25 protein-coding genes are annotated in these 26,548 nt (G+C 64.2%); 6 read left to right on the forward strand and 19 right to left on the reverse strand.

The window, feature by feature from the left end; all coding sequences use genetic code 11:
- Window positions 1–261: 261 nt before the first annotated feature.
- Window positions 262–1,347: an acyltransferase family protein gene (locus HNQ71_RS14885; protein ID WP_184873268.1), complete on the reverse strand. Its 1,086-nt coding sequence runs from the start codon at window positions 1,345–1,347 to the stop codon at window positions 262–264.
- A gap of 92 nt (window positions 1,348–1,439) precedes the next feature.
- Entirely contained in the window at window positions 1,440–3,347 is a 1,908-nt protein-coding gene (locus HNQ71_RS14890) for a propionyl-CoA synthetase (RefSeq protein WP_184873269.1), read from the reverse strand.
- 114 nt (window positions 3,348–3,461) lie between these two features.
- Here HNQ71_RS14890 and HNQ71_RS14895 point away from each other — a divergent pair, with 114 nt between their 5' ends.
- The gene (locus tag HNQ71_RS14895) at window positions 3,462–4,259 is read left to right on the forward strand and encodes a DUF2259 domain-containing protein (RefSeq protein WP_184873270.1); all 798 of its coding nucleotides are present in this window, start codon (window positions 3,462–3,464) and stop codon (window positions 4,257–4,259) included.
- 301 nt (window positions 4,260–4,560) lie between these two features.
- On the opposite strand, the gene dhaK is transcribed toward HNQ71_RS14895, so the two are convergent.
- The 14 genes from dhaK to HNQ71_RS14965 form a co-directional block, all read right to left on the reverse strand.
- Window positions 4,561–5,547 (reverse strand): dihydroxyacetone kinase subunit DhaK, encoded by a 987-nt coding sequence (dhaK, locus tag HNQ71_RS14900; RefSeq protein WP_184873271.1) that lies wholly within the window; start codon window positions 5,545–5,547, stop codon window positions 4,561–4,563.
- A gap of 45 nt (window positions 5,548–5,592) precedes the next feature.
- A complete protein-coding gene (locus HNQ71_RS14905; protein ID WP_184873272.1) occupies window positions 5,593–6,015 on the reverse strand; it encodes a hypothetical protein in 423 nt (140 codons plus the stop codon).
- Window positions 6,012–7,628 carry a phosphoenolpyruvate--protein phosphotransferase gene (gene ptsP / locus HNQ71_RS14910; RefSeq protein WP_184873273.1) on the reverse strand — a complete coding sequence of 539 codons (1,617 nt, stop codon included), beginning with the start codon at window positions 7,626–7,628 and terminating at the stop codon, window positions 6,012–6,014. The genes HNQ71_RS14905 and ptsP overlap by 4 nt, the downstream gene beginning before the upstream one ends.
- The gene (locus HNQ71_RS14915; RefSeq protein WP_184873274.1) at window positions 7,612–7,914 is read right to left on the reverse strand and encodes an HPr family phosphocarrier protein; all 303 of its coding nucleotides are present in this window, start codon (window positions 7,912–7,914) and stop codon (window positions 7,612–7,614) included. Before HNQ71_RS14915 ends, ptsP begins: the two co-directional genes overlap by 17 nt.
- 21 nt (window positions 7,915–7,935) lie before the next feature.
- Entirely contained in the window at window positions 7,936–8,325 is a 390-nt protein-coding gene (gene dhaM / locus HNQ71_RS14920) for a dihydroxyacetone kinase phosphoryl donor subunit DhaM (protein ID WP_184873275.1), read from the reverse strand.
- Window positions 8,322–8,924: a dihydroxyacetone kinase subunit DhaL gene (gene dhaL, locus HNQ71_RS14925; RefSeq protein WP_184873276.1), complete on the reverse strand. Its 603-nt coding sequence runs from the start codon at window positions 8,922–8,924 to the stop codon at window positions 8,322–8,324. Before dhaL ends, dhaM begins: the two co-directional genes overlap by 4 nt.
- Before the next feature lie 72 nt (window positions 8,925–8,996).
- On the reverse strand, window positions 8,997–10,640 hold the full coding sequence (locus HNQ71_RS14930) for a dihydroxyacetone kinase subunit DhaK (RefSeq protein ID WP_184873277.1): 1,644 nt from the start codon (window positions 10,638–10,640) through the stop codon (window positions 8,997–8,999).
- A gap of 80 nt (window positions 10,641–10,720) precedes the next feature.
- Window positions 10,721–11,734 carry an ABC transporter ATP-binding protein gene (locus HNQ71_RS14935; RefSeq protein ID WP_184873278.1) on the reverse strand — a complete coding sequence of 338 codons (1,014 nt, stop codon included), beginning with the start codon at window positions 11,732–11,734 and terminating at the stop codon, window positions 10,721–10,723.
- On the reverse strand, window positions 11,727–12,839 hold the full coding sequence (locus tag HNQ71_RS14940) for an ABC transporter ATP-binding protein (protein WP_184873279.1): 1,113 nt from the start codon (window positions 12,837–12,839) through the stop codon (window positions 11,727–11,729). Before HNQ71_RS14940 ends, HNQ71_RS14935 begins: the two co-directional genes overlap by 8 nt.
- A 2-nt stretch (window positions 12,840–12,841) precedes the next feature.
- Window positions 12,842–13,048, reverse strand: a complete 207-nt coding sequence (locus HNQ71_RS14945; RefSeq protein WP_184873280.1) for a hypothetical protein — start codon at window positions 13,046–13,048, stop codon at window positions 12,842–12,844.
- Entirely contained in the window at window positions 13,045–13,995 is a 951-nt protein-coding gene (locus HNQ71_RS14950; protein ID WP_111544843.1) for a carbohydrate ABC transporter permease, read from the reverse strand. The genes HNQ71_RS14945 and HNQ71_RS14950 overlap by 4 nt, the downstream gene beginning before the upstream one ends.
- The gene (locus tag HNQ71_RS14955) at window positions 13,992–14,939 is read right to left on the reverse strand and encodes a carbohydrate ABC transporter permease (protein WP_184873362.1); all 948 of its coding nucleotides are present in this window, start codon (window positions 14,937–14,939) and stop codon (window positions 13,992–13,994) included. The genes HNQ71_RS14950 and HNQ71_RS14955 overlap by 4 nt, the downstream gene beginning before the upstream one ends.
- A gap of 110 nt (window positions 14,940–15,049) precedes the next feature.
- Window positions 15,050–16,381 (reverse strand): ABC transporter substrate-binding protein, encoded by a 1,332-nt coding sequence (locus HNQ71_RS14960; RefSeq protein WP_184873281.1) that lies wholly within the window; start codon window positions 16,379–16,381, stop codon window positions 15,050–15,052.
- 276 nt (window positions 16,382–16,657) lie between these two features.
- Window positions 16,658–17,347 (reverse strand): PIG-L deacetylase family protein, encoded by a 690-nt coding sequence (locus HNQ71_RS14965; protein ID WP_184873282.1) that lies wholly within the window; start codon window positions 17,345–17,347, stop codon window positions 16,658–16,660.
- 28 nt (window positions 17,348–17,375) lie between these two features.
- Here HNQ71_RS14965 and HNQ71_RS14970 point away from each other — a divergent pair, with 28 nt between their 5' ends.
- The 5 genes from HNQ71_RS14970 (at window position 17,376) to nhaA (ending at window position 24,863) form a co-directional block, all read left to right on the forward strand.
- Complete coding sequence (locus HNQ71_RS14970; RefSeq protein ID WP_184873283.1) at window positions 17,376–18,266, forward strand: EamA family transporter; 891 nt, start codon at window positions 17,376–17,378, stop codon at window positions 18,264–18,266.
- 47 nt (window positions 18,267–18,313) lie between these two features.
- Window positions 18,314–20,884, forward strand: coding sequence for an ATP-dependent helicase HrpB (gene hrpB / locus HNQ71_RS14975; protein ID WP_184873284.1), 2,571 nt, complete (start codon window positions 18,314–18,316; stop codon window positions 20,882–20,884).
- Window positions 20,885–21,293: 409 nt separating this feature from the next.
- The gene (locus HNQ71_RS14980) at window positions 21,294–22,619 is read left to right on the forward strand and encodes an ActS/PrrB/RegB family redox-sensitive histidine kinase (RefSeq protein WP_184873285.1); all 1,326 of its coding nucleotides are present in this window, start codon (window positions 21,294–21,296) and stop codon (window positions 22,617–22,619) included.
- Window positions 22,620–22,704: 85 nt separating this feature from the next.
- Window positions 22,705–23,268 (forward strand): ActR/PrrA/RegA family redox response regulator transcription factor, encoded by a 564-nt coding sequence (locus tag HNQ71_RS14985; protein ID WP_184873286.1) that lies wholly within the window; start codon window positions 22,705–22,707, stop codon window positions 23,266–23,268.
- Window positions 23,269–23,666: 398 nt separating this feature from the next.
- Window positions 23,667–24,863 (forward strand): Na+/H+ antiporter NhaA, encoded by a 1,197-nt coding sequence (nhaA, locus tag HNQ71_RS14990; RefSeq protein ID WP_184873287.1) that lies wholly within the window; start codon window positions 23,667–23,669, stop codon window positions 24,861–24,863.
- Between the two features lie 31 nt (window positions 24,864–24,894).
- Here the strand turns inward: nhaA and HNQ71_RS14995 are convergent, their stop codons facing one another.
- The 3 genes from HNQ71_RS14995 to HNQ71_RS15005 form a co-directional block, all read right to left on the reverse strand.
- On the reverse strand, window positions 24,895–25,395 hold the full coding sequence (locus HNQ71_RS14995; RefSeq protein WP_184873363.1) for an MmcB family DNA repair protein: 501 nt from the start codon (window positions 25,393–25,395) through the stop codon (window positions 24,895–24,897).
- 368 nt (window positions 25,396–25,763) lie between these two features.
- Window positions 25,764–25,952 (reverse strand): hypothetical protein, encoded by a 189-nt coding sequence (locus HNQ71_RS15000; protein WP_184873288.1) that lies wholly within the window; start codon window positions 25,950–25,952, stop codon window positions 25,764–25,766.
- A 33-nt stretch (window positions 25,953–25,985) separates the two neighbouring features.
- Window positions 25,986–26,297: a hypothetical protein gene (locus HNQ71_RS15005; RefSeq protein ID WP_184873289.1), complete on the reverse strand. Its 312-nt coding sequence runs from the start codon at window positions 26,295–26,297 to the stop codon at window positions 25,986–25,988.
- Between the last annotated feature and the right edge of the window lie 251 nt (window positions 26,298–26,548).

Genomic DNA, 26,548 nt, shown 5'->3' on the forward strand with positions numbered 1-26,548 from the left:
GCCGCGCGCTTTGGGCGATGCATTAGAGCAATTCCAGGAAAAGTGTGAAACGGTTTTCCGTCCGGAATTGCGTCAAAACAAAGCGTTAGAGCCGCTCGCCGTTTCCGTGAAATCGTGAACTGCTCTAGGAGCAGTCAGCCTCCTGAAGCGCGTCAACCAGCCCGCTCCGCCGATCGGGCGATTCCTGTGGCAGTCGGCCGTCCGCTCTGGAAGGCCGTAGTGCCGAGCCGGCCTCGGAGGCCTGCGGATGAACCATCGCGACTACGCGGCCTTGAGCCGATAGCGGAAAACGGTGTGGTCGAGCAGCAGCCGGATGCGTGGTTCGGCCTCGGTCGCCACCAGCCAGCTTGCCGCGATCATTGTCGCGCCGACGACCACCATCGAGAAGAGATGCGGCAGTCCCGCGCGGATCAGGACGCCGAGCAGGGCCGCGCCGACGACGTCATGCAGGAGGTAGAGTGGATAGGTCATCAGGCCGATCCGGCGCCAGCCGCTCCAGGAGAGGTCGAGCCGAAGCGACCACGCCATCAGTCCGACCCCGGCGAGAAAGATGAGGATCGGCGGCGCGAACGGCATCTCTCGCCCGACCTTCAGGATGTGAACGTCGACCGAACTGGCGATCTGCAGCGCGCCGCCGCCCAGGAACAGGGCACAGAAGGCAAGGCGAGCCGTCGTCACCGCCTTGAAGCGCATCAGCCACAGCATGACGCCGGTCGCGAAGAAAACGCCGTGATGCACCAGCAAAAGGTCGAGCGTGCGTGTCTCGGCAAGGTCGGCCCAGCCGAGCGGGTAATAGAGGCACCAGAAAAGCGTGCTGACCAGCCCGATGGCGATCGCCACCAATTCCATCTGATGGAAGCGGCCAAGCCGCAGCAAGGTCCAGACGATGGCATAGAAGGCGATCTCGATACCGAGCGTCCAGTAGACGCTGTCCACCCAGGGTGCGTAGGGAACGAACAGGCCGGTGCGAACCAGCCTGTCGACGGCCTCGGTCGGCCAGCTCAGGCCGACGATCAAGAGCACGACCGCGGTAACGGGCGCGCAGATCCAGACCGCCGGCGCCAGTCGTTTCACCCTTGCTTCGAAAAACCGCAGCGGCGTCGATGTCTCGGCGCTGAAGGCGATGACGAAGCCGCTGATGACGAAGAATATCTGGACGCCGACCCAGCCGGATTCGACCCAGGCGCCTATCGCCGGCTGCGCGGCAATGCCACCCGTGGCGCGTGCCGAAACACCGTCCGGAAACGCCCACACCCAGAAGCCGTAGTGGTAGACCATGACCATGACGGCTGCGAGGAACCGCAGGATGTCGACGCCGCCAAATGTGATTTTCTTCTGCTGAGCCATACCGCCTCGCCGGATGGCCCCCCGAGCAAGGGTGTAAGGTGGATTGCTGCATCGCACAACAAAAGATTGCGGCGCCGACCGCGACGATTTTGCTAGACGCCGATCCCTCGCTCCTTCAGGGCAGCGGTGATTTCGTCGAGAATCAGCGGATCGTCGATGGTCGCCGGCATTGTCCATTCTTCCTTATCGGCGATCTTCTGCATGGTGCCCCGCAGGATCTTGCCCGAGCGTGTCTTGGGCAGGCGCTTGATCGTCACCACCGTCTTGAAGGCAGCGACCGGGCCGATGCGTTCGCGCACCAGGCCGACCACTTCGCTCTCGATGACGCCGGTTTCGCGCGAAACGCCGGCATTCAGCACCACGAAGCCAAGCGGCACCTGGCCCTTCATGGTATCGGCGATGCCGATGACGGCGCATTCGGCGACATCGGGATGGGCGGAAAGCACTTCCTCCATGGCGCCGGTCGACAACCGGTGCCCGGCGACATTGATGATGTCGTCGGTGCGGGCCATGACGTAGAGATAGCCGTCCTCGTCGACCATGCCGGCATCCGCCGTCTTGTAGAAGCCGGGGAACTCGTCGAGATAGGCCTGGCGGAACCGCGCATCGGCATTCCATAGCGTCGGCAGGCAGCCGGCCGGCAGCGGCAGCTTGACCACCACATTGCCCAGCGTGCCGCGCGGCACTTCGTGGCCGGCATCGTCAAGCACGCGAATGTCGTAGCCGGGCATCGGCACGCCGGGCGAGCCGTATTTCACCGGCAGGAGGCCGAGGCCGGCGGGGTTGATCGTCATCGGCGAGCCGGTCTCGGTCTGCCACCAATGGTCGACGACCGGCACGTTGAGCTTCTGCTCCGCCCATTTGATGGTTTCGGGGTCGGCGCGCTCGCCGGCCAGGAACAGCGTGCGGAATTTCGAAAGGTCGTATTTCGGAATGAACTCGCCCTTCGGATCCTGTCCCTTGATGGCCCGAAACGCGGTCGGCGCGGTGAACAGCGCGATGACGCCATGCTCTGAGATCACCCGCCAGTAGGTGCCGGCATCGGGCGTGCCGATCGGCTTGCCTTCGAACAGCACGCTGGTGCAGCCATGCAGCAGCGGCCCATAGACGATGTAGGAATGGCCGACCACCCAGCCGACATCGGAGGCTGCCCAGAACACCTCGCCCGGTTTGACGCCGAACTCGTTTTCCATCGTCCATTTGAGCGCGACCATGTGGCCGCCATTGTCGCGCACGATGCCCTTGGGTTGGCCGGTCGTGCCCGATGTGTAGATGATGTAGAGCGGGTCGGTGGCAAGCACCGGAACGCAGTCGACATTGGCGCCGGCGGCCCGTTCGCGGGCGACGGCATCGGCGTAGTCGATGTCGAAATGCTCCTTCAACTCGCAACGCAACTGGTCGCGCTGCAGGATCAGGCAGCCGTCCGGCTTGTGGCGGGAAATCTCGATCGCTCTGTCGAGCAATGGCTTGTAGGCAACGACGCGGCCCGGCTCTAGCCCGCAGGAGGCCGAAATGATCAGCTTCGGCTTGGCGTCGTCGATCCGGGTGGCAAGCTCATGCGAGGCAAAGCCGCCGAAGACGACCGAATGCACGGCGCCAATGCGGGCGCAGGCCAGCATGGCAAAGGCGGCCTCCGGCACCATCGGCATGTAGATGATGACGCGGTCGCCCTTGCCGATGCCGCGGTTCTTCAGCACCGAGGTCAGCGCGACCACCTCGCGCTTCAGTTCGGCATAGGTGAACTTCCTGATCGTTCCGGTGATGGCGCTGTCATGGATCAGCGCGATCTGCTCGGCACGTCCGCCGGCGACGTGGCGGTCGACGGCATTGTAGCAGGTGTTGCAGGTGGCGCCGGTAAACCAGCGACCGTAGACGCCGGCCGTGGCATCGAACACCTTGTCATAGGGCGAATACCAGTCGATGGCAGCAGCCGCCTCCGCCCAGAACTTTTCCGGATCGCGTTTCCAGCCGTCATAGACCTCGTGATAACGTGAAGCCATCCGACACCTCCCCAGGAATGTTTTTCTTCCCACCAGATAGCGCGCTCTAACCTTGGCCGCAAATGTGCGCCATTGTGTGGCCGGCATCGATCTGGCGCTTGGGGGCAAGCTGCGATGAAATTGCGATATCGGATTGGAGCGGCCGTGCTGGCGGCGCTGTCATTGACGGTCGCGTCCGCCGCCTGGGCTGGCGATGCCGCGGCACGGCGCATCATCGGCTTTTCGCCCGACGGCAACTATTTCGCCTTCGAGCAATATGGAACGCTCGACGCCGGCGCTTCGAACTCCGGCTATTCGCAGATCGACATCATCGACACCCGTACCGACGCCTTCGTTGGCGGCGAGCCGATCCTCGTCGTCGACGAGTCCGAGGAGGCGACACTGACCCTGGAGCAGGCAAGGGCACAGGCGGCTGCGAAGGCGGCTCCGATCCTTGCCAAACACGCCATCGCGTCGCGCGGCGAGCAGACGGCTTCCGACAAGTTCACCTTTCCCGATGAGATGGTTGCCTACAACGACATTTCCCGCCTCGAGCAGGTGTCGCAGAATTGGCTTTCGCCGCTCTATGACCAACTCGACATTTCAACCATCCAGCTTGGCCAGATCCTGGCCAGCAGCACCGCCGACTGTTCAGCGAGTTTCGACGCCACGCAGCAAGGCGACATATCGGGCAAGGCGCTCGGCTTCCGACTGACGCTACAAGGGCAGGACGGCAAGCCGTTCAAGGTCCTGCACGAGGACAAGACCGTGCCGGGGTCGAGGAACTGCCCCACTTCCTACAGCCTGTCGGAATCCTACGAACTCGCCCCGGCCGGCAAGCCGGCCGTGATTGTGGTGCTGGTCCAGCGCTTCAGCCAGGGCTTCGAGGGCCGTGACCGCCGCTTCATCGCGGTGACCGGCCAGCCGCGCTGACAAAGTCGATTGCTCTAGATCGGCAAAGCCACAAGCATGAGGCCGATGCCGCCGAAGATCAAAATGGCTGTCGCCAGGGCTTTTCTGTGACGTTCGAAGCTCGTCGGAGCCCGTTCCCAATTGTAACGCATACGCTCTCTCCACAACTCCCGAGGAGTCTTTACCTTACTTAGGGGAAGAAAAGCAACGGTCTGGCGCGGGACGGCTCGTGTGCCCCCGCATCACGAAGAAGACTATTTCTGGACGGTACCTGCTGGAAGCCGGCGGCGGGCTGCATTCAAGCCGCCGGCTGACAGGAAGATTACATGCCCCAGCGCAGCGCAGCGGTGTGCACCGGCGCATCCCAGAATGCGGTCGCTTCCGCGTCGAGCATGGTCAGCGTGATCGAGCAGCCGGCCATGTCGAGCGAGGTGACATAGGAGCCGACCAGCGAACGGGTCACCGTCACACCGTGCCTGTCGAAAATCCGCCGCGCGCTGTTGTACATCAGATAGAGCTCCATCGACGGCGTGCCGCCAAAACCGTTGACGAACAGCAGCGCCGGGCCCTTGGCTCGGTCGCCGAGATCGCCAAGGATCGCAGCGCAAATCTCCTCGGCAATGGCGTCGGCGCTTTTCAAGGTATCGCGTCGCCTTCCGGGCTCGCCATGGATGCCGACGCCGAACTCCATCTCGCCATCGCCGATCTCGAAAGTCGGCTTGCCGGCGGCCGGCACGGTACAACTGGTCAGCGCCACGCCCATCGAGCGGGTAGCCGCGTTGACGCGTTCGCCCAGCGCCTTCAGCGGCGCCAGAGCCAGGCCATGCTCGGCCGCCGCGCCGACGATCTTTTCCACCACCACCGTACCGGCGACGCCGCGCCGGCCGGTCGTGTAGGACGAGTTCTCGACGGCGACATCGTCATTGGTGACGATTTGCATGACGCCTTCCGACATTTCAGCCGCCATCTCGAAGTTCATCACGTCGCCCTCATAGTTCTTGACGATGAACAGGCAGCCGGCGCCGGTGTCGACGGCTTCCGCCGCCGCCAGCATCTGGTCCGGTGTCGGCGAGGTGAACACCTGGCCGGGGCAGGCGGCGTCGAGCATGCCGTGACCGACAAAGCCGCCATGCAGCGGCTCGTGACCGGAGCCGCCGCCGGAGATCAGCGCCACCTTGCCCGGCTGCAAGGTCTTGCGGCGGACGAATTTGTGCTCGTCGCCAAGCACCAGGATGTCGGCATGGGCGGCAACGAAGCCGTCGAGGCTTTCGGTCAGCACCGTGTCCACCGAATTCATAAATTTCTTCACGGCCGTCTCCTCCCGAAATGGGCCCTGTCGAACCGCTCTAGCGGATCAGCCACCCTTGCCGGTAATGCTGGTGATCTTTTGGATAAAATCATTCACTGCCCGATCGAGCGCAGCGTTCTGCTTGTCGTCGCCGAAATCCGGCACGATGAGCGAAACATGCCGCGTCTTGCGCATGCCTGCCGCGACAGACATTTTTCCCGGATGCGCCTGATGGTAGGCGGCAAGAAACTGATCGCGCTCGACTGGGCTGAAATGGCAGACGGAAAAGATCGAAGGCAAATGCTTTGACGGAATCGGGATCGAATAGGCCGGGCTGGAAATCTGCGTGACGAAGCTGCGGTGCTTGCCGAGCGCATCGGCAAGCCGCTGGCGCATGCCGGACGGCCGCTGGTCGATGACGTGCGACAGGATCGTCTTGTAGGCGCGGATCGCCTCCTCGGAACCGGCTTCAGGTATCTTGTCGATCATGCCGGCCGCGCCTGGATCGATACGTCAGCGATCGCCGCCTTGGCCATGGCGAGTTGCGCCGGGGCAACGGACAGATCGCGCAGGCCGGCCTCGAGCAGCGACGGGATCGCGGCTGGGTCACCGCCGGCGTCGCCGCACAGGCTGACCGGGATTTCTTCGCGCAGGCCAAACGCCGTCACGGCGGCGACCAGCCGCAGCACGGCTGGATGACGGACCGAATTGAGGTGTACCACCAGAGCGTTGTCGCGGGCAGCCGCCATGACATATTGAGTCAGGTCGTTGGAGCCGATCGAGAAGAAGGCGGCCTCGGCAAAGGCCTCGGGCGCGATCGCCACCGAAGGCACCTCGACCATGATGCCGAGCGGCGGCATTTTATGCGCAATGCCGCGCGCGGCAAGCTCTGCCTGTTCTTCGGCGAACATCGCCGCTGCCTGGCTGTATTCCTCCACAATGGCGATCATCGGGAACATCACTTTCAGACTGCCGTGCACGGCGGCGCGCAGCAGTGCCCGGATTTGTACACGAAACACTTCCGGCCGCGCCAGCGACAGCCTGATGCCGCGCAGGCCGAGGAACGGATTGGTCTCCTCGACGGTGAAGCCGGGCACTGGCTTGTCGCCGCCGGCATCGACGGTGCGGATCGTCACCGGCTTTTCGCCGGCCCATTCCAGCACCTTGCGATAGGCGCGATACTGCGTTTCCTCATCGGGCAACGTCTTGCCGAACAGGAATTCGGTGCGCATCAGGCCGACGCCGTCGCAGGTGGCGATGTCGATGCCGTCGACGTCGGACGGATCGGCGATGTTGACCTGCACCCGCACCGCTATGCCGGTCCTGGTCACCGCCGGCCGCGCCAGAAAAATCCCGGCCCGGTCGCGGCGCGCCGAGAACGACGACGACGATTGGCGAAAGGCGTCGATCTCGGCCTTGGAAGGCGACAGCACAATGCCGCCATGTTCGGCATCGAGCAGTGCGATGCCGGCAAGGTTGGCAGGCGCGTTGCCAAGACCCACCACCCCAAGCCCCACAACCATGGGCACGCCGCGTGAGCGCGCCAGCATGGCGACGTGGCTCGCCGTGCTGCCCGCCTTCAGCGCGATGCCGCCACCGCCACTCCAGTCGGTTTCGAGAAAACGCGTCGGCGCGATGTCCTCGCCGTAGAGGATGGCGCCCGATGGTGCCTGCACCTCGCCATCTTCGGTCAGCGCGCGCAGCACCTGGTCCCTGATGTCGCGTATGTCGGCCGCACGGGCGCGGAAATACTCTTGATCCGAGGTCTCGTAGCCGGCGATTTCCACATCCAGCGCCTGTCGCCATGCCGTATCGGCGGGCTGTCCGGAGGCAATCGCTGCAAAGGCCGGGCCGCTCAACGCGTCGTCCCCGAGCATGGCGATCTGAAATTCGAGGATGTCGGCGGCGTCACCGTCAGCGAGATTGATCAATGCGGTGAGACGGCCCGTCGCAACGTCGATTGCGGTCTCGAGCGCGGCCTTCTCGTCGGCAGCATTTTCCTTGCAGGCGTAGGCAATGGCAATCTGGTCGAGGTCGAACAACGGTCCCTCGGCATACCCGGCCGAGGCCGAAATGCCTTGCAGCCTAAGCGGTTCGGACATGGTCCGCGCCTTCGTCGAAATCGCGCCGCACCAGTTCGACCAGCGCGTCGACGGCATCATTGGCGCCATCGCCGCTGGCCCTGATATGCAGCACTGTGCCTTTCGGCGCCTTGGTGGCCATCACCTTGACGATGCTCTTGGCGTCGAACCACGGCCCGTTGGCGGCCAGTGCTATCTCCACCTCGGCGGCGAAGGTCTTGGCCAGCTTGGTGAACTTCACCGAAGGACGCGCATGCAGACCCACCTCGTGGGTGATCAGGACGGTCGCTTCGGCGGATGCGGACATGTCTTTAAAGTTCCCGTTCGCTCACGACGGCGACAATTCGTGCGCCGTCGCCACCACTTCGCGCAGCGAGGCGCCGCCGGACGCCTCGGTCGCCGCCATCACCGCGCCTTCGACGATCGGCGCGTTGCAGACGATGATCTTCTGCGCACGCGGCTCGCCGATCATCTCCACCGCCATTTCGCTGTTGGTCTCGGCGCCGCCGAGATCGACCAGGATAGCGACGCCGGCCTCCGACCAGGCCCTGTCGATGGCGCTCATGATCGCCTCGACATTGGTGCCGAGCCCGCCATGGCCGTTTCCGCCGCACCATGCAAGCGGCACTTCGTCGCCCACCATCTGCCGCACCATGTCGGCCGTGCCCTCGGCGACCAGCGGCGAATGCGAAACGATGACGATGCCGACATTGCTCATGCGCTTTCCCCGACGGTTTCGGCCACTGTCCGCACCAGAAGCGCGGTTGAACGCGCGCCGGCATCCATATGGCCGATCGAGCGGTCGCCAAGGAACGAGGCGCGGCCACGCAGGGCCTTCATCGGCACGGTCGCTTCGGCGGCAGCGTCGGCGTCATCGGCGATTTCCGCCGCCGTCTTTCCCTGCAGCAGCGCCTCATGCACAGGCTGCAGCACGTCGAGCATCGTCTTTTGCCCGACCTGTGACTTGCCCCGCGCCGCCACCGCTTCGATCGCCTTTCCGAAAGCCAGGGTCAGATTGGCGCGATCGGGCGCGGCGGAAATCTCCTTGCCGAGCGCCATGAACAAGGTGCCGAACAACGGGCCCGAAGCGCCGCCGACCGTCATCACCAGCTTGGTGCCGATCGCCTTGAGTGCCTCGGGCAGCGGCTTGGCAGCAAACGCCTCGGCCTCGCTGCGTACCGCCTCGAAGCCGCGCTTCATGTTCAGCCCGTGGTCGCCGTCGCCGATCGCCTGGTCCAGCGCCGTCAACTCCTCGGCGTGCGTGGCAATCGTATCCGCGGCCACCACGATCAGCCTCGAAAGGTTCAACGCCGCCATGTCACCCAAATTCCTGGTTCCCACCCTGCCGGCAGTAGCGAAAGAATTTTCATTCGACAACTGAAGCATGCGTCAGGCCGCTGCAAGCAGCGTGGCCGCGGCGGCAAAGGCCTCGGCCACCGCATAGGCGCCGGGGTCAACCACGCCTTGCAGCTTGCTGCCGACATAGGCGGACCGCCCGGCTTTCGCCCTGTCCATGGCGGACGTGGCCTCGGCACCGCGTCGAGCCGCTGTTGCCGCTTCCTCCAGGCCGCCGGCGTCGAGCGCTTTCAGGGCTGGCTCGAGGGCATCGATCATGGTGCGGTCGCCGACCTTTGCGCCGCCGTAGAAAGTCATCCGTTCGAGACCGGCAAGCAGCGCCTTGGCCACGCTGGCGCCGCCGTCCAGGGCCTGCGCTGCCGCGGTGAAGAAGATCGACAGCAGCACCCCGCTGGAGCCGCCCATGGACGTGCTCAGAATGTCGCCCACCGCGCCAAGGGTTGCCGCGGGATCGGCAAGCGGCAGCATATCAAGCCGCTCGAGCACACTGCGCGCGCCAGTCGCCACCGTCGAACCGGTGTCGCCGTCTCCCGCCTTGGCGTCCAGCCCGTTCAACGTGCCTTCGAGCGCGATCAGCCTTTCGCAGATGCTGACGACAAGGCGCCGGGTGCGGGCATCCTGGCTGGGTTTACGCGCCGCGCCCTCAGCGGCTGGTTTGGCGATGGGCACGACGGAAGGTGAAACAAAAGGCCTTGCCGGCATCCAGGCGTGCGGACCGACCGGCGCCAGCAGGGCCTTCTCGCGTACGGCGTCGAGCCGGATCAGCGACAGCGAGAAACCGTTCATGTTGAGCGCCGTCATCAGCGGTCCGGGGCCGATCGTCAGCTTGATGGTTTTGGCCAGCGGCGAAGCAAGCACGGCATTGGCGACAAGCGACATTTCGAGGGGCGGCACCGAACCGAGATTGTTGATCAGCAGGGCATGGCTGGCCGCAGGATCGAGCCGTGCCGCAAGCCGCTCCGCCATGATCGCGACCAGCCTGTCGGCGCTTTGCACCGCAATCCGTTCGACGCCCGGCTCGCCATGAATGCCGAGACCGAGTTCGCCATCGTTTTCGCCAAATCTGTCTTCGTGCGGCTGGCCCGGGATCGAACAGGACGAAAGAGACATGCCGAGTGACACAATGTCCTTTGCCGCTGCTCGCGCGGCCGCCGCGATATCAGCCAGATCGTGGCCGGCTTCCGACAGATGGCCTGATATCTTGTGCACGAACAAGGTGCCGGCAACGCCGCGCGGCTGGGCGATGTCGGGGAGCGCGATATCGTCGGCGACGATCACCATCTCGACGCGAAAACCTTCGGCGCGCGCCTTCTCGGCTGCCAGGCCGAAATTGAGCCGGTCGCCGGTGTAGTTCTTGACGATCAGCAGGCAGCCGGCCGGGCCGGTGACCGCGCGAATGGCGGCCAGCACCGCCTCGACGCTTGGCGAGGCAAAGATCTCGCCCGAGACAGCGGCCGTCAGCATGCCCTTACCGACGAAGCCGGCATGTGACGGCTCGTGCCCGGCGCCGCCGCCGGAGACGACGCTGACCTTCGTCCTGTCCCAGTCGGCGCGCAGGACGACCTTGATCTCGGGATAACCGTCGAGGCGCGCAAGGTCGCCTGCGCCAATGGTCCGCAAGAGGCCGTCCAGCGCCTCGCTGACGATCGTTTCCCTGCGATTGAAAAAGTGCTTCATCGAATTCGTCCAGTCACTTGTCTGCAGTCATCAATCAGAAGCCGGTGTTGAACCCTTGGCAGGGAAACCCCGAAAACCGTTCACATCAGCCTTTGTCCGTCGGCACCAAAATAGAGCGGCGACCGGTAGCGGATCACCACCCTGTCGCCTTGCCCCAGATCCGTTTCGGGATCGGTCAGCGTCACCAGTTTCCTGGTTCCCACCGTCACATGCAGGTGGTTCTGGTCGCCGAGATGCTCGACCCAGTCGACGACGCCGTCGGCATGGCCGTTCGCGGCCTTCTCGATCGACAGATGTTCGGTGCGTGCGCCGATCGTCTTGGTGCCGGCCGGTGCGCCGCCGTCGGGCAGCAGCCCGGTTGGCAAAAGATTGATGGCCGGCTGGCCGAGCCTGGCCGCGACATGCAGGTTTGCCGGCTCCGAATAGATCGTGCGGGGCGAGCCGATCTGCACCAGCACGCCGTCGGCAAGGATGCCGATGCGGTCGGCCATCGTCATCGCCTCGATCTGGTCATGCGTGACATAGAGCATGGTGGCGCCGAGTTCGGCCTGGATGCGTTTCAGTTCGAGCCTGAGATCCGCCCGTAGCTTGGCATCGAGCGACGACAGCGGCTCGTCCATCAGATAGATCGAAGGCTTGCGCACCAGCGCGCGGCCGATGGCGACGCGCTGCATTTCGCCGCCCGACAGCTTGGTCGAGCGGTTGGCGAGCTTGTGATGGATGCGCACCATCTTCGCCACTTCCTCGACCCGGCGGCGGATCTGTTCCTCCGGCATCCTTCGTGCCGGCGAGCGCAGCGGGAAGGCAAGGTTGTCGAACACCGACAAATGCGGATAGAGCGAGTATTGTTGGAACACGAAGGCGGTGTCGCGCTCGGCCGGCGACAGCGTCGTGGCATTGTGGCCGCCGATTTCGATCGTGCCGGCATCCGGCCGCTCCAGCCCGGCGATCAGCCGCAGCGTCGTCGTCTTGCCGGCGCCGGTCGGCCCGAGCAGCACGACGAACTCACCATCGGCGATGGAGAGATCGAGCCCGTTGACAGCGACATGGTCGCCAAAACTCTTGCTCACATTCTTGATGTGCACGTCAGCCATGCTGTGCCCTCCGCTCCGAGGCGGCATCGTGGATCGCGGTTCTCACCGCGCGGCCCGATCCCTTCTCGAACAGCGACAGCCGAGCGCTGCTCAGCGTCAAGCCGACCTGGTCGCCGGTCGAGAGCCGGATTTCGGCCGGCACGCGGGCCTTGATGATGCCGTCCGCCGTCTCCACCGCGACGATCTGCGTGGTGCCGAGATATTCGGTGCCATAGATGGCGCCACGCAGCTTGGAGTTGTCGTCGAAGCGGATGTGTTCCGGACGGATGCCGAGCGCCATGTCGGCCGGGGCGATATCGTCACGCACCTCTGGCACCGCGACCTTCGCACCCTGGACAGTGATTTCCTTGGCGCCCTTTGCCAGTCCGCCGCCGAAGCCCAGGAAATTCATTGGCGGCGAACCGATGAAATCGGCGACGAACATAGTCGCCGGCCGGTCGTAGATCTCGCGCGGCGTGCCGAATTGTTCGATGACGCCATGGTTCATCACCGCGATCTTGTCGGCCATTGACATCGCTTCCATCTGGTCGTGCGTGACATAGACGGTGGTGGCGTGGATGCGGTTGTGCAGTTCGCGCAACTCATGGACCATCAAATCGCGGAACTCGGTATCGAGGGTCCCCAGCGGTTCGTCCATCAGGAAGCACTTTGGCCGCCGCACGATGGCGCGGCCGAGCGCCACCCGCTGGCGGTCGCCACCGGCCAGGCCGGAGACGGATTTGTTGAGCAGATGGTCGATGCGCAGAAGCTTGGCTGTCTCTTCGACGCGCTGGCGGATCTCGGCCGATGGCATGCCTTGCGCCAGCAGCGGAAAGCCTATGTTCTTGCGCACGTTCATGTGCGGATAGAGCGCGAACAGCTGGAAGACGAAGGCGATGTCGCGTTCGCGCGCCCGCAGCATGGTGACGTCGTCGCCGCCAAGCAGGATCTGGCCGCCCGTCGGCAGTTCGAGCCCGGCGATCATTCGCAGGGTTGTCGTCTTGCCGCAGCCCGACGGTCCGAGCATGACGAAGAACTCGCCATCCTCGACGACGAAGTTGGAATCCTGCACGGCGACGAAATCGCCGAAGGCCTTTCTCAGGTGCTGAACGCGAATTTCGGCCATGGCTATTCCGGAAACTTCGAGACGATGATGAACATCACGGTGCCGGCAAGCATGGTGATGAAGGAATAGGTGTAGAGCGACAGCGCGAAGGGCTGGAACAGCATCAGGAAGCCGAGGGCGATCAGCACCGTGGCGATGTTTTCCATCAGCCCGCGCCTGGCCCAGACCGGCCAGCGCGATTTGCGTTTCTGAGGGCTGGTCAGGGTCATTTGCGCACCGCGCCGAAGGTGATGCCGCGCAGCAATTGCTTGCGAAGCAGGATGGTGAAGACCAGGATCGGCACCAGGAAGATCGTCGTGCCGGCCGCCACCGCCGGCCAGTCCTGGCCGCCTTCGCCTATGATGGTCGGGATGAAGGGCGGGGCGGTCTGCGCCGTGCCCGAGGTCAAAAGGGCAGCGAACGCATATTCGTTCCAGGCGAAGATCAGGCAGAAGATGGCGGTGGCGGCAATGCCGGTCGTCGCTTGCGGCAGCACGGTGCGCCAGAAGGCCTGCAGCCGCGTATAGCCGTCGATCATCGCCGCTTCCTCGTATTCGCGCGGGATCTCGTCGATGAAGCCTTTCAGGAGCCACACCGCCAGTGAGACATTGACCGCCGTATAGAGCAGGATCATGCCGAGCGCGGTGTCGGACAGGCCAAGCTCGCGGTACATCAGGTAGATCGGGATGGCCACGGCGATCGGCGGCATCATGCGCGTCGATAGGATGAAGAACAGGAGGTCATCGGCGAGCGGCACCTTGAAACGCGAGAAGCCATAGGCCGACAGCGTGCCGAGAAACACTGCGCAGAAGGTCGAGCCGAAGGCGATGATCAGCGAGTTGACGAAACGCGGCAGGAAGTTGGACGGGCCGGCGATCACCATGTTGCGCTTGCGCGTGGTCTCGTCGCAGAAGTCGGTCGCCGGACCCAGCGAGTTGATGTATTCCGGCGTCTGCCGCGTCCGCGTCGTGAACAGGTTGCAGTAGCCCTCGAGGCTCGGCTGGAACAGCAGTTTCGGCGGATAGGCGATCGAATCCGGCGGCGTCTTGAAGCTGGTGGCGAAGATCCACAGCAGCGGCACGATCGAGATCAGCGCGTAGGCGATGATGATCGCGCCGGCGATGCGCTTCGAATTTGCCGAGGGTGCGACGACCGAGTGGGCAGTGGTCAGGCTCATCTCTGCTTCACCTTGTTGAGCGCCTTGACGTAGATGTTGGCGAGACCGAACACCGCGACGAACAGGATGATGGCGAAGGCCGAGGAATAGCCCGTCCGCCAGCTTTCGAAGGCCTGGCGTTTGAGCGTGATCGAGGCGACCTCGGTGGTCGAGCCCGGCCCGCCACCGGTGAGCAGATTGACCATGTCGAACATCTTGAAGTTCTCGATGCCGCGAAACAGTACCGCCAGCATGATGAAGGGCAGCGCCATCGGCAGCGTGATCGACCAGAACTGCCGCCAGTTGGAGGCGCGGTCGACCTCGGCCGCCTCATAGATGTATTCGGGGATCGAGCGCAGCCCGGCGAGGCAGATCAGCATCACGTAGGGCGTCCACATCCAGGTATCGACGATGATGATCGACCATGGCGCCAGCGACACGTTGGAGAGCATCTGGATGTTCGTTGGCGGGATGCCGGTGACGAAGGAAATGGCATAGGCGAACAGGCCGATCTGCGGCTCGTAGAGGAAGCGCCAGAAATTGCCGACCACCGCCGGCGACAGCATCATCGGAACCAGGATGAGCGTCGTCCAGAACGCGTGGCCACGGAACTTCCTGTCGATCAGCCAGGCCAGCGTGAAGCCGATCAGCGTCTGCAGCAGGATGGTCCAGAACACGAAATGCGCCGTCGTCTGCATGGCGATCCAGATGTCCTTGTCCGCGAGGATGCGCTGGTAATTGGCAAAGCCGAGATTCTTCACCACCTCGTTCGGGCGGTTGGCCCGAAAATTGGTGAACGACAGATAGATCGCCCAGAACAGCGGGAAGATGTTGATGGCGAGCAGCAACAGGATCGTCGGCGAGATGAACAGCCAGGCGAGGCCCTTGTCGCTGATGCCCCGGACCTTGCGGGCCAACGGTTCCGGGGTCGCCCGGGCAACGTTCTCCGCGGTCCGATTGAGCATGGTCAGTCCTGCTTCGGTCACTTGGGTCGTCTCTGTCATGAATTTATCTGAACTGCGTCCCGTGCCAAGAGCGGCACGGGACGCTTGGGCCTAGCTCGGGAGGAGCCGGATTACATCTTGCCGTCGTCCTGGAAGACTTGCGTCCAGTCCTTGACCAGGCCGTCGAGGGCATCCTTGGCCGAACCTTGGCCGGCGACGACATAATCATGGAAGCGCTTCTGCGACGCCTGCAGCAGCGGTGCGTAGCTCGGCTCCGCCCAGAAGTCCTTCACGATGGCCATCGAGTCCAGGAAGGTCTGCGCATAGGGCTGGCTGGCCGGGAACTTCGGGTCCTTGACCACCGCGTTGAGGCAGGAGTAGCCGCCGAGTGACCACCACTTGGCCTGCACGTCCTTGTTGGCGAACCACTTGATGTATTTCAGCGCCGATTCCTGCTTGTCGGAATAGGACACCACCGAGATACCCTGGCCGCCGAGTTGGGCGAACTGGTCGCCGTCAGGCCCCTTTGGATTGACGAAGTAACCGATCTTGTCGCCACCGACATTTTCGTCCTTCTGCAGGCCCGGCCATGTGAAGGCAAAGTTCATGTGCATCGCTACCTGGCCGGATTTGAAGGCATCGACGCCTTCGCCCATGTAGCTGTTCGAGGCGCCCGGAGGGGTGCAGCAATCATAGAGCGCCTTGTAGAACTCCAACCCCTTCACCGACTTGTCGGAATTGACGAAGCCTTCCATCTCGTAGGGCTTCTTCGGGTTCTCGTACTGGAAGCCGTAGCTGTAGAGCACGTCCATGGCGCCCATGGTGATGCCTTCCGAGCCGCGCTCGGTATAGATCGAGGCGCCATAGACGGTCTTGCCGTCGATCTGCCGCTTCTGGAAGAATTCGGCGATCTGCTTCAACTGGTCGAAGGTGGTCGGCGGGCCGAGATCCCAGCCGTACTTCTCCTTGAATTCCTTCTGCAGCTCCGGCTTGGAGAACCAGTCCTTTCGGTAGGTCCAGCCGACGACGTCGCCCATGGCTGGCAGCGCCCAGTAGTTCGGCGTGTTCTTCGGCCATTCCGAATAGCCGACGACGGTTGCCGGGACGAAATCGTCCATGCTGATCTTCTCCTTGTCGAAGAAGTCGTTCAGCTTGACGTAGTGGCCGTTCTCGGCGGCGCCGCCGATCCACTGGCTGTCGCCGATGATCAGGTCGCACAGCTTGCCGTGCGAGTTCAGCTCGTTGAGGAAACGGTCGGCATAGTTGGTCCACGGCACGAACTCGAATTTCATGCCGATGCCGGTTTCCTTGGTAAAATCCTTGGACAGTTCGACAAGTGCGTTCGCCGGGTCCCAGGCGGCCCAGCACAGCGTCAGGTCTTCAGCGTGCGCGACATTCGAGACGGCTGTCGACGCTGTAATCGCCGAGGCCAGTCCCAACGCCAGTTTCAAGCTCGATTTCATGCCTTCCTCCCATTTGCGAAACGCGTCCGGATGACGGTTTCAAGAGCTCCAAACCCCTCTCCTCAGGGGCCCAAACATGGCGGCGCGGCAGCGTCGCAGATGTTTAGTAATTTGTTTAGTGATGCAATTTTTACTAAACAACGCAAGCGAATTCGTTGCTGCGCCGCAGCATGCTCGCGGCGATGCCTGAAAACATTGGGAAAAGCATGGATCGCGGATCGGATGGTTGAGGCCGTGCAGGCCGGGCCTGGCCAGGCCCGAAGGTCGTCTCGGCGCTCAGTCGATCCGTTTGGTGCTCACCACGACCGGCCGGATCGCCGGTGCCGGCGGCAGCAGCGCGCGGATGTCGGCGAAGGGAAACACAGGCTCGAAGCGGAAGGCTTCGGCCAATGAACCCAGCGCGCCGTTGCACTGGCCTGAACGAAAAAGGTTCTGCGTTCGCGCGCCGTCGACGAAGCGCTCGGGATCCTGCGACTGATGCATGCGGATCGCGTTGGCCTTGATGTCGGCATGCGCGGAAATATCGACATAGTGCGTCGGCGAAAAACCGGTGCCGCCGAGCGTGTCGGCATGCAGCACCGGCACCGCGAACGAAGCCGCGATGCGCACGCCGTCCGACAGTGCGCGGTGGTCGCCGTGATAGTCGTTCGGCGCATGGGTGATCGCCAGGTCCGGGCCGACCTCGCCGATCAGGGCCTTCAGCGCTGCGATCAGCGCCGCATCGGCCACCAGCGCGCCATCCGGGAAGTCGAGAAAGCGCGGCGCAGCACCAAGCAGGCTTGCCGCTTGGCTCGCCTCCTTGCGCCGCGCCCGGGCAAGCGCGCCGGGATCGCCCTTGCCGCCCTTGGCCCCATCCGTGGCTATGGCAAAAGTGAGTTCTGCGCCTTGCGCGGCATAGGCGGCCATCGTACCGAACATGAAGATCTCGATGTCGTCCGGATGCGCACCGAGCGCCAATATCTTCAAGCCACTCTCTCCTCGGAAATCAAAAAACGTGACGAACGGAATCCTGCTCGCCCTGATCGCCTATGCAAGCTATTCGGGCAGCGATGCCGTTGTCAAAAGCCTCGGCGGCCAGTTCACGGTCTTCGAGATCGGATTTTTCACGACGCTGTTTGCCGGCTTCTTTCTCTTCTTCACCCGGCCGGTGGGCGAGCGCTGGCGTGATTTCTGGCGCACCAGCCGGCCCTGGGCGGTGCAGGCGCGCGCCTGGGCGGGCATCGCGTCCGGCGTGCTCAGCGTCTACGCCTTCACCACCATTCCGCTGGCGGAAGTCTATGCGCTGGTCTTTCTGGCGCCGCTCTGCGTCACCATCCTCTCCACCGTCGTCCTCAAGGAGAAGGTCGGTCCATGGCGATGGCTGGCGGTGGTCGCCGGTTTTGCCGGTGTCATGCTGGTGGTGCGACCAGGGTTTCGCGAGCTCAATCTCGGCCACCTTGCCGCCTTCGGCGTTGCCTTCCTCGCCGCCGCCAGCGTCATCCTGATGCGCTCGCTGGCACAGCAGGAAAAGCGCACGACCATGCTGGGTGTCCTGGTTGGCTACGGCCTGTTGTTCAATGGCGTTGGGGCCGCCGCCACCTCATTCACCGTTCCGGACGGCAAGCAGTTGGTATGGCTGGTGATGGCGGGTGCCTTCACCGCTTGCGGGCAGCTGCTGCAGCTATTGGCTGTCAAATATGCGCCCGCCAACCGGATCGCACCGACGCATTATTCGCAAATCGTCTGGGCGGTGATCCTCGGTGCACTGTTCTTCCAGGAATACCCCGACTGGCTGTCGCTGGTCGGCCTCGCGGTCGTCGGCGGTTCCGGCCTGCTGACCATGGTTCGCGAGGAAGCGCGGCTCGGCACGGTGCGCTGGAACCCGTTTTCCTGCACCCGGCTTTGAACCCGTCCCGGTTGCACGGCGACCGTGACCGCTGATATGCGGACGCGATGACGACAAAACCCTTGCCGGAGCTTCCCGTATCCGCCGTGCTGCCGGCGCTGAGTGAAGCGCTTGGCCATGGCAACAGCGCCGTGCTGGTGGCGCCCCCCGGCGCCGGCAAGACGACGCTGGTGCCGCTGGCGCTGCTCGATGCGCCCTGGCTGGGGACCGGCAAGATCGTTCTGCTCGAACCGCGCCGGCTTGCCGCCCGCGCCGCCGCCCGCCGCATGGCCGAATTGCTCGGCGAGGAGCCCGGCGCCACCGTCGGCTACGCCATGCGCATGGAGAACCGCACCTCGGCCAAGACCAGGATATTGGTCGTCACTGAAGGCGTGCTGGCGCGCATGATCCTCGACGATCCCGAACTGCCCGGCGTCTCGGCGGTGATCTTCGACGAATTCCACGAGCGTTCGCTCGACGGCGATTTCGGCCTGGCACTGGCGCTCGACGTGCAAGGCGCGCTGCGGCCGGATCTGCGGTTGCTGGTGATGTCGGCGACGCTCGACGGCGCCCGCGTCGCGAAACTGCTGTCGGGCGCGCCGGTGATCGAGAGCGAGGGCCGCGCCTTCCCAGTCGATATCCGCTATGACGAGCGTCCGGCCGGCACCACCGTCGAGGACGCCATTGCCAAGGCGATACGCTCAGCGCTTGCCGACGAGAGCGGCAGCGTGCTGGCCTTCCTGCCCGGCCAGCGCGAGATCGAGCGCACTGCCGAGCGGCTGGCCGGCAAGGTCGGCGCCGACACCGATATCGTGCCGCTCTACGGCATGCTCGACGGCAAGGCGCAGGACGCGGCGATCAAGCCGGCTCCTGCCGGCCGCCGCAAGGTGGTGCTGGCCACTTCCATCGCCGAGACTTCCATCACCATCGACGGCGTGCGCGTCGTCATCGATTCCGGCCTGTCGCGACTACCACGCTACGAGCCGGCCAGCGGCCTCACCCGGCTGGAAACCGTGCGTGTCAGCAAGGCGTCCGCTGACCAGCGCGCCGGCCGTGCCGGGCGCACGCAGCCGGGCGTCGCCATGCGGCTGTGGCGGGCCGAGCAGACGGCGGCGCTCCCCGCCTTCACGCCACCGGAAATCCTCGAAGCCGACCTGTCCGGCCTGCTGCTCGACTGCGCCGCCTTCGGCGTCGCCGATCCCATGAGCCTCGCCTTCCTCGATCCGCCGCCCGCTCCGGCGCTCAACGAGGCAAGGCTGCTGTTGCGCGCGCTGGATGCCGTCGACGAGGCCGGGCGCCTGACGGAGGCGGGTGTCTCGATGCGCAAGCTCGCTCTGCCGGTTCGGCTGGCGCATATGGTCGCCGAGGCAGCCAGGAGCGGCCATGCCAACGAGGCGGCCATGCTTGCCGTGCTGCTGACGGAACGTGGGCTTGGCGGCGACGGTGCCGATCTGGAGCGACGGCTGATGCGCTTTCGCTCCGAGCGATCGCCGCGCGCCACGGCCGCGCTCCAGCTTGCCGAACGGCTGGCGAGACAGGCGTCTTCACCCTCCCCCTTTTGGGGAGGGTCGATCCGCGAAGCGGAGCGGGGTGGGCCGAGCGCGGCACCCCCACCCCGTCTCCCTCGCCTTGCTGCGCAAGGCTCGCTCGCCGACCCTCCCCACAAGGGGGAGGGTGGTGCCGGCGCGCTTCTGATCCACGCCTGGCCCGATCGCGTCGCCAAGGCGCGCGGCGAGCGCGGCCGTTTCGTGCTGGCCAACGGTTCCGGCGCCATGCTCGACGCTGCCGACCCGCTGGCCGGCGAGCCGTTTCTGGTCGTCGCCGACCTGCAGGGCAAGGCACAGAATGCACGCATCACGGCGGCGGCGGCAATCGGCGAGGACGACGTCCGCGCAGCACTTGCCGACAGGATCGAAACAGGCAGGCAAACGAGCTTCGACCGCGACAAGCGCGCCGTGCGTGTGCGCGAGACCGTGCGCCTTGGCGCCATCACGCTTTCCGAGCGCATGCTGCCGCCGCCAACCGGCGCTGCTGCCGATCGCGCCATTCTCGACGCATTGCGGGAGCATGGGCTGTCGCTGCTAACCTGGGGCAAGGAGGCGCAAACGCTGCGCCAGCGACTCACCTGGTTGCATCGCGGCCTCGGAGCGCCGTGGCCGGACATGGCGGATGCCCCCCTCATCGAGCGCCTTGACGACTGGCTGCTGCCGTTCCTGTCCGGCGCGGCCTCCTTTGCGGCCATCGATCCGGGCGTGGTTTCGGCCGGGCTGGCGACACTCGTGCCGCACGACTTGCAGCGCAGGATCGACACGCTGGCGCCGACCCACTTCGACGCCCCGTCGGGCAGCCATGTGCCGATCCGCTATGACGGCGAATGGCCGGTGCTGGCGGTGCGCGTGCAGGAACTGTTCGGCCTCGACCGTCATCCTGCCATCGCCAATGGCACGGTACCGCTGACGCTCGAACTCCTGTCGCCGGCGCACCGGCCGATCCAGACGACGCGCGACCTGCCCGGCTTCTGGCGCGGCTCCTGGGCCGATGTGCGTGCGGACATGCGCGGCCGCTATCCCAAGCATGTCTGGCCGGAAAATCCGCTGCTCGCAGCCGCCACGGCCCGCGCCAAGCCGCGCGGGACGTAGGTCCTCGACGCAGCACTTTTGATGAATCGCTTGCGGCGACGGACTGCATGCCTTGGCGATTGGCGCAAACGCCCATCGCTTCGTCATCCACGGGCGGAGCAAGGAGCGCAGCGACGCAGCGCAGACCCGAGGATCCATGCCGGAACGTTCGAGCTCTGCCGCGGTGCAGAATTCTGCCCCGCTACACCCTCCGGCCAAGATCCCGGCATGGATCCTCGGGTCTCCGCGTCCGCTTCGCTCCCGCTCCGCCCGTGGATGACGAAGTTGAGAAGCTTCGGGCAATCCCGAATGCTTATGACGGTCCACTGAAACGAACCATGAAATCTCGGCGGTCAACAGGCCTCCAACCCGCGAGTGCCTTGATGCAGCGCTACTAGCGTTCACCGGCCAGCGGCTGTAATCCATCACCATGATCAACGTTTTTCGTTCGCCCGATTTCCAGCAGAGCCAGAGGCTGCGCCTCAACACGCTGATCAGGCTGCGCTGGCTTGCCATCGTCGGTCAGAGCGTGACGGTGCTCGCCGTCGCCTATGGCCTGAAGTTTCCGCTACCGGTCAGCCTCTGCTTCGCCCTAATTGCCTGTTCGGCCTGGATGAACCTGTTTCTCGCCTTTCGCTTTCCCGCCGCGCATCGCCTCACCCCGCTCGCGGCCTTTGGCATCCTGATCTTCGACAGCCTGCAGCTTGCCGGCCTGCTTTACATGACCGGCGGCCTCACCAACCCGTTCTCGCTGCTGATGACCGTACCCGTCGTAATTTCGGCCACCTCGCTGCCCCTGCGCCTGACTGCGATCCTCGGCGGACTGGTGATGACGGCGGCCACCTTGCTGGTCTTTGTCCATCTGCCGCTGCCCTGGCATGAAGGCGCACCGTTGGAGATGCCGTTCATCTATGTCGCCGGTATCTGGATGGCGGTGCTGTCCTCGATCGCCTTCACCGCCATATATGCCTTCCGGGTGGCCGCCGAAGCGCGGCTTCTCGCCAATGCGCTTGCCGCCACCGAACTGGTGCTGCAGCGCGAGCAGCACCTGTCGGCGCTCGACGGGCTGGCGGCCGCCGCCGCGCACGAGCTTGGCACGCCGCTCGCCACCATTACCCTTGTCGTCAAGGAGATGGAAAAGGCGCTTGGCAACGATCCCAAATACGGCGAAGACGTCAGGCTGCTGCGCTCGCAGAGCGAGCGCTGCCGTGAGATCCTCAAGCGCCTGACCAGCCTGTCGTCCGAGGGCGAGGCGCATCTTTCCCGGCTGCCTTTGACCTCGCTGGTCGAGGAGGTCACCGCCCCGCATCGCGACTTCGGCATCTCGATCAAGCTTCGGCCTGGCGAGCGCATCGGGCCCGAACCGGTCGGGCGCCGCAATCCGGGCGTCATCTACGGCCTCGGCAATCTGGTCGAGAACGCCGTCGATTTCGCCCGCAAGAGCGTCACCGTGAGCTGGAGCTGGGACGACACCACTGTGGCCTTCTCGATCATCGATGACGGGCCGGGCTTTCCGGCCGAGATCATCGACCGTATCGGCGAGCCCTATATGTCGACGCGGCAGGGCACGGAAGCAGGCGGCGGCCTGGGGCTGGGCCTGTTCATCGCCAAGACGCTGCTCGAACGCTCCGGCGCGACGCTCGATTTCCGCAATTCGAGCGGCCTGGGCGAGGGCGCCGTGGTACAGATATCGTGGCCGCGCGGGGTGTTCCTCAACCCGGAAATCACCTCGGCCAGCATGTTCGACACCGCCTGAGTGCCTTGCAAGGGCTCGAAGAATTGGACAATGAGGCTCAGGAACTATATCTGCGTAAAATTAAGGCAGCAGGAATTTTGAGACCATGACAGGCGACGAAAATATTGGCGCAATGGTTGAAGGCGAGGACACCTCGCTGCTCATCGTCGATGACGACAAGCCATTCCTCACCCGACTGGCCCGCGCCATGGAAACCAGGGGCTTCATGGTCGAGACGGCCGAGAGCGTCGAGGAGGCGGTCGGCAAGGCGCGCGCCAACCCGCCCGCCTATGCCGTGGTCGACATGCGGCTCGGCGACGGCAACGGTCTCGACGTGGTTGCCGCAATCCGCGAGAAGCGCGACGATTCCCGCACCATCATCCTGACCGGCTACGGCAACATCGCCACCGCGGTGACGGCGGTGAAGCTCGGCGCCGTCGATTACCTCTCCAAGCCGGCCGACGCCGACGACATCTTCGCCGCACTCACCCGCACGGCCGGCGAGCGTGCGGCACCCCCGGAAAACCCGATGTCGGCCGACCGCGTGCGCTGGGAGCATATCCAGCGCGTCTATGAAATGTGCGAGCGCAACGTCTCCGAGACAGCGCGCCGGCTCAACATGCATCGCCGCACCTTGCAGCGGATCCTGGCCAAGCGCGCGCCGCGCTGAGATTGCCGCAATACGCTGGGCAAATGGCTTCGGATCAATAACAGTTTCCACTCGTGATCAGGACCATTAACCTCGGAAGTCGGCGCCGCCCCTCATCGCCCTGCCGGGCACTTCTCCCCGTATAGTGACGGGGAGAAGGGAGTTGGCCGCAACTTTGGCACCCCTTCTTGCGACGCTGGTGATTGGCGAAATCGCCGATGAGAGCCCCCTCTCCCCGTCACTATACGGGGAGAGGATGCCGGCAGGCAGGTGAGGGGCGGAGCCAGCGTTCGGAAATGGGATGGGCGAATTCGATCCAAGGCGAATGCAGTTAGACACAGTCCGATGCTTGCCCGGCAGCCGGAGTTTGCGCATCATCGCGAATGACGCCGGCCAATAGGCGGCATGACGGAGGCGACATGCAGGATTTGAAGCAGCGGCCGGTTTCCGTCTTCCGCGAATTTCTCGATAGCGAGGCGGCCGGCGGCATCGTCCTGATGGCGGCCGCCGCACTGGCCCTGATCGTCGCCAACTCTCCGCTCTCCGAAACCTATTTCTCCGCTCTCCACGCCTATCTCGGCCCGCTCAGCGTCTCGCACTGGGTCAATGACGGGCTGATGGCGGTGTTCTTCCTGCTCGTCGGGCTGGAGATCAAGCGCGAGGTGCTGGACGGCCAGCTCTCGACCTGGCCGCGCCGCGTCCTGCCCGGCATAGCCGCTGCCGGCGGTATGGTGGTTCCAGCACTCGTCTACGTCGTGATCAACCGCAACAATGCGGCGGCCCTCTCCGGCTGGGCGATCCCGACCGCCACCGACATCGCCTTCGCGCTCGGCGTGCTGTCGCTGCTCGGCAGCCGTGTGCCGGCCTCGCTGAAGGTGTTCCTCACCGCGCTTGCCATCATCGATGATCTCGGCGCCGTCATCATCATCGCCATCTTCTACACCAGCGGCCTGTCATCGGCTTATCTTGGTGCCGCCTTGGCCGTCATTGCCGTGCTCGTCGTGCTCAACCGCATGCGGGTGATGACGCTGGTGCCCTACCTCGTGCTCGGCGCCGTCCTGTGGGTGCTGGTGCTGAAATCGGGCGTCCATGCCACGCTTGCCGGCGTGGCGCTGGCGTTGACCATTCCACTCGAACGCTCCGCCGGGATCGGCCACGATCTCGACCATTCGCCGCTGCACCGGCTCGAGCACGGCCTGCACAGGATCGTGCCCTTTGTCGTCATCCCGATCTTCGGCTTTGCCAATGCCGGCGTTTCACTCGCCGGCCTGAGCTTTGGCGCGCTGGTCGAGCCGTTGACGCTCGGTGTCGCCGCCGGCCTCGTCGTCGGCAAGCTGGTCGGCGTCTTCGGCTCCTCGGCACTTGCCATCCGCTTCGGCCTCGCCGACCTGCCGGCCCATGCCGGCTGGTCGCACTTGATCGGGATATCGCTGCTGTGCGGCATCGGCTTCACCATGAGCCTGTTCATCGGCCTGCTCGCCTTCGCCAGCGACGCAGCACTCCAGGACGCGGTCAAGGTCGGCATCCTCGCCGGCTCCTTCATCGCCGCCCTCCTTGGCGCCGCCGTGTTGTTGATGGCGCCGGCGGCGAGTGGGGTGGAAGAGAGCGAAGAGTAGGGCTGGCCCCGCAGTTCTTGGGTTCTGCGAACTACTCGCTCTCCCCCTCCAGCGCCGGCACCGACACACCGGCAAGCTCGGCCGCCAGCAGCCGCGAGGCACCGGCCCGCGCGATCCGCAGCATCAGCGCCTTGCGCGTTGCCGCCGCCATGCGATGCTCCGGCGCATCGCGCAGGATTTCGGCGCCGTAGCCGTCGGAGAGGATGAAGCCGCACTCTTCGGGAAAGATCTCCGAGGGCACGCCGGGATGGGTGGCGAAGAAGAAGCGGTCGGAATGCAGCCGGTAGTCTGGCCATTTGCGGTCGACCCGGAAATCCTCGATCGAGGACTTGATCTCGATGATCCAGATGTCGCCCTGCCGGGTCAGCGCGACGAGGTCGGCACGGCGGCCGGTGGCCAGCGACAGTTCGGGCAGCACGTGCGCGCCCATCTCCATCAAAAGCCGCTGCACGCCGCGCCGCACCAGCATGGCGCGCTCGGACTGGCGGCCGTCAATAAGCGGGTTTTGCAGAATCGGCGAGATGATTGGCATGGCGGCACCATGCCAGATTTTGTTCACGGTTTGAACCTGTTTTATGGGGGCGATTATCCGGTTGACAAACCCAAAGTGAAATAGGTATTCTGTCCTAGACAGGCCGGCAACCGACTAGGGCAGAAGCCCCGCCAGACCAGCGAGTAAATAGGCGGCAAGCAATAAGCTTACAGCTAGGGTAATGACCGCTATGGGGGCTAGCCAGTCATGCATCCCCCCACACTGCACGAGGCTGGGTCGGATTCAACCTGTCCATAGGGGAAACCCCAGCGCTACCCAGCCGTAGGGGAATGGCTACAGGACTTGTAGCAAACAAAAACCCCGGAGGTGATCCGGGGTTTCGTATTCGTCGCGAAATTTGGTTGCGTTTAGCCGCATCGCGCGATGGTGACATCGTTGCGCGTGTAATCGCTGCGCTCTTTCTGCCCTTTTGCGGGACGTGCAAGCGCGCTGCGTACGGTGGTGTCTTTCACCCACTTATGCATAAGCCTCTCATGGCGCTCAGCGGCGTTCTTCATGAGTTCGATCTGTTCGTCGCGCTTCAATGGTGCGTTCATTTCACTCTCCCCTGGTAGCAGGAGTACTCGTTCTTAACGTCCGTTCGCAAGCTGCGTTCCGCGTGTCATCATCCAAATGTGATGACCATTCCAAGGATCGGCTTCACCAGCTTCATAACCATTTTGCGCAAACACTACGGCGATTTGGTGGAATTTTCGTAAAGCTGGCGCAGGCAAGTTTGATGTGTGCGTGACCATGCTTACAACGTCTGGGTTCACTACGTCAATTAAGTGCTTAACGAGTGTCAGGGCGATTGTCGTGGTCAGCGCGCGCTGTTGCGCATCCTTCAAGAACGCCTTCGTGTCGTTTCCATCCCAATAGCTGTGCGAATGGTCGCCTTCCATGTAAGTTTCCACAATGCTGAGAACAAGCTCGAAATCGTGCAAACCGCCATGTCCCGCTAGCGGTGACAGTGCCACAACGACCGAGTAGGTGTGGTTTGTCTCGTCATCGTAGCCTATGGCGACACGCGCGATGTGTTCGCCGTTGCCGCTAAGATCGTATCCATCCGGTGAGGGACGCGGACGGACCTATTTGTTTCCGTCGCGATGGATGGCGATGAGGTTTTGAAGGCTTTCGATGCCGAATTCGGAGA

Origin of the sequence: Mesorhizobium sangaii (assembly GCF_014207355.1) — a bacterium.
Lineage (GTDB): Bacteria > Pseudomonadota > Alphaproteobacteria > Rhizobiales > Rhizobiaceae > Mesorhizobium > Mesorhizobium sangaii.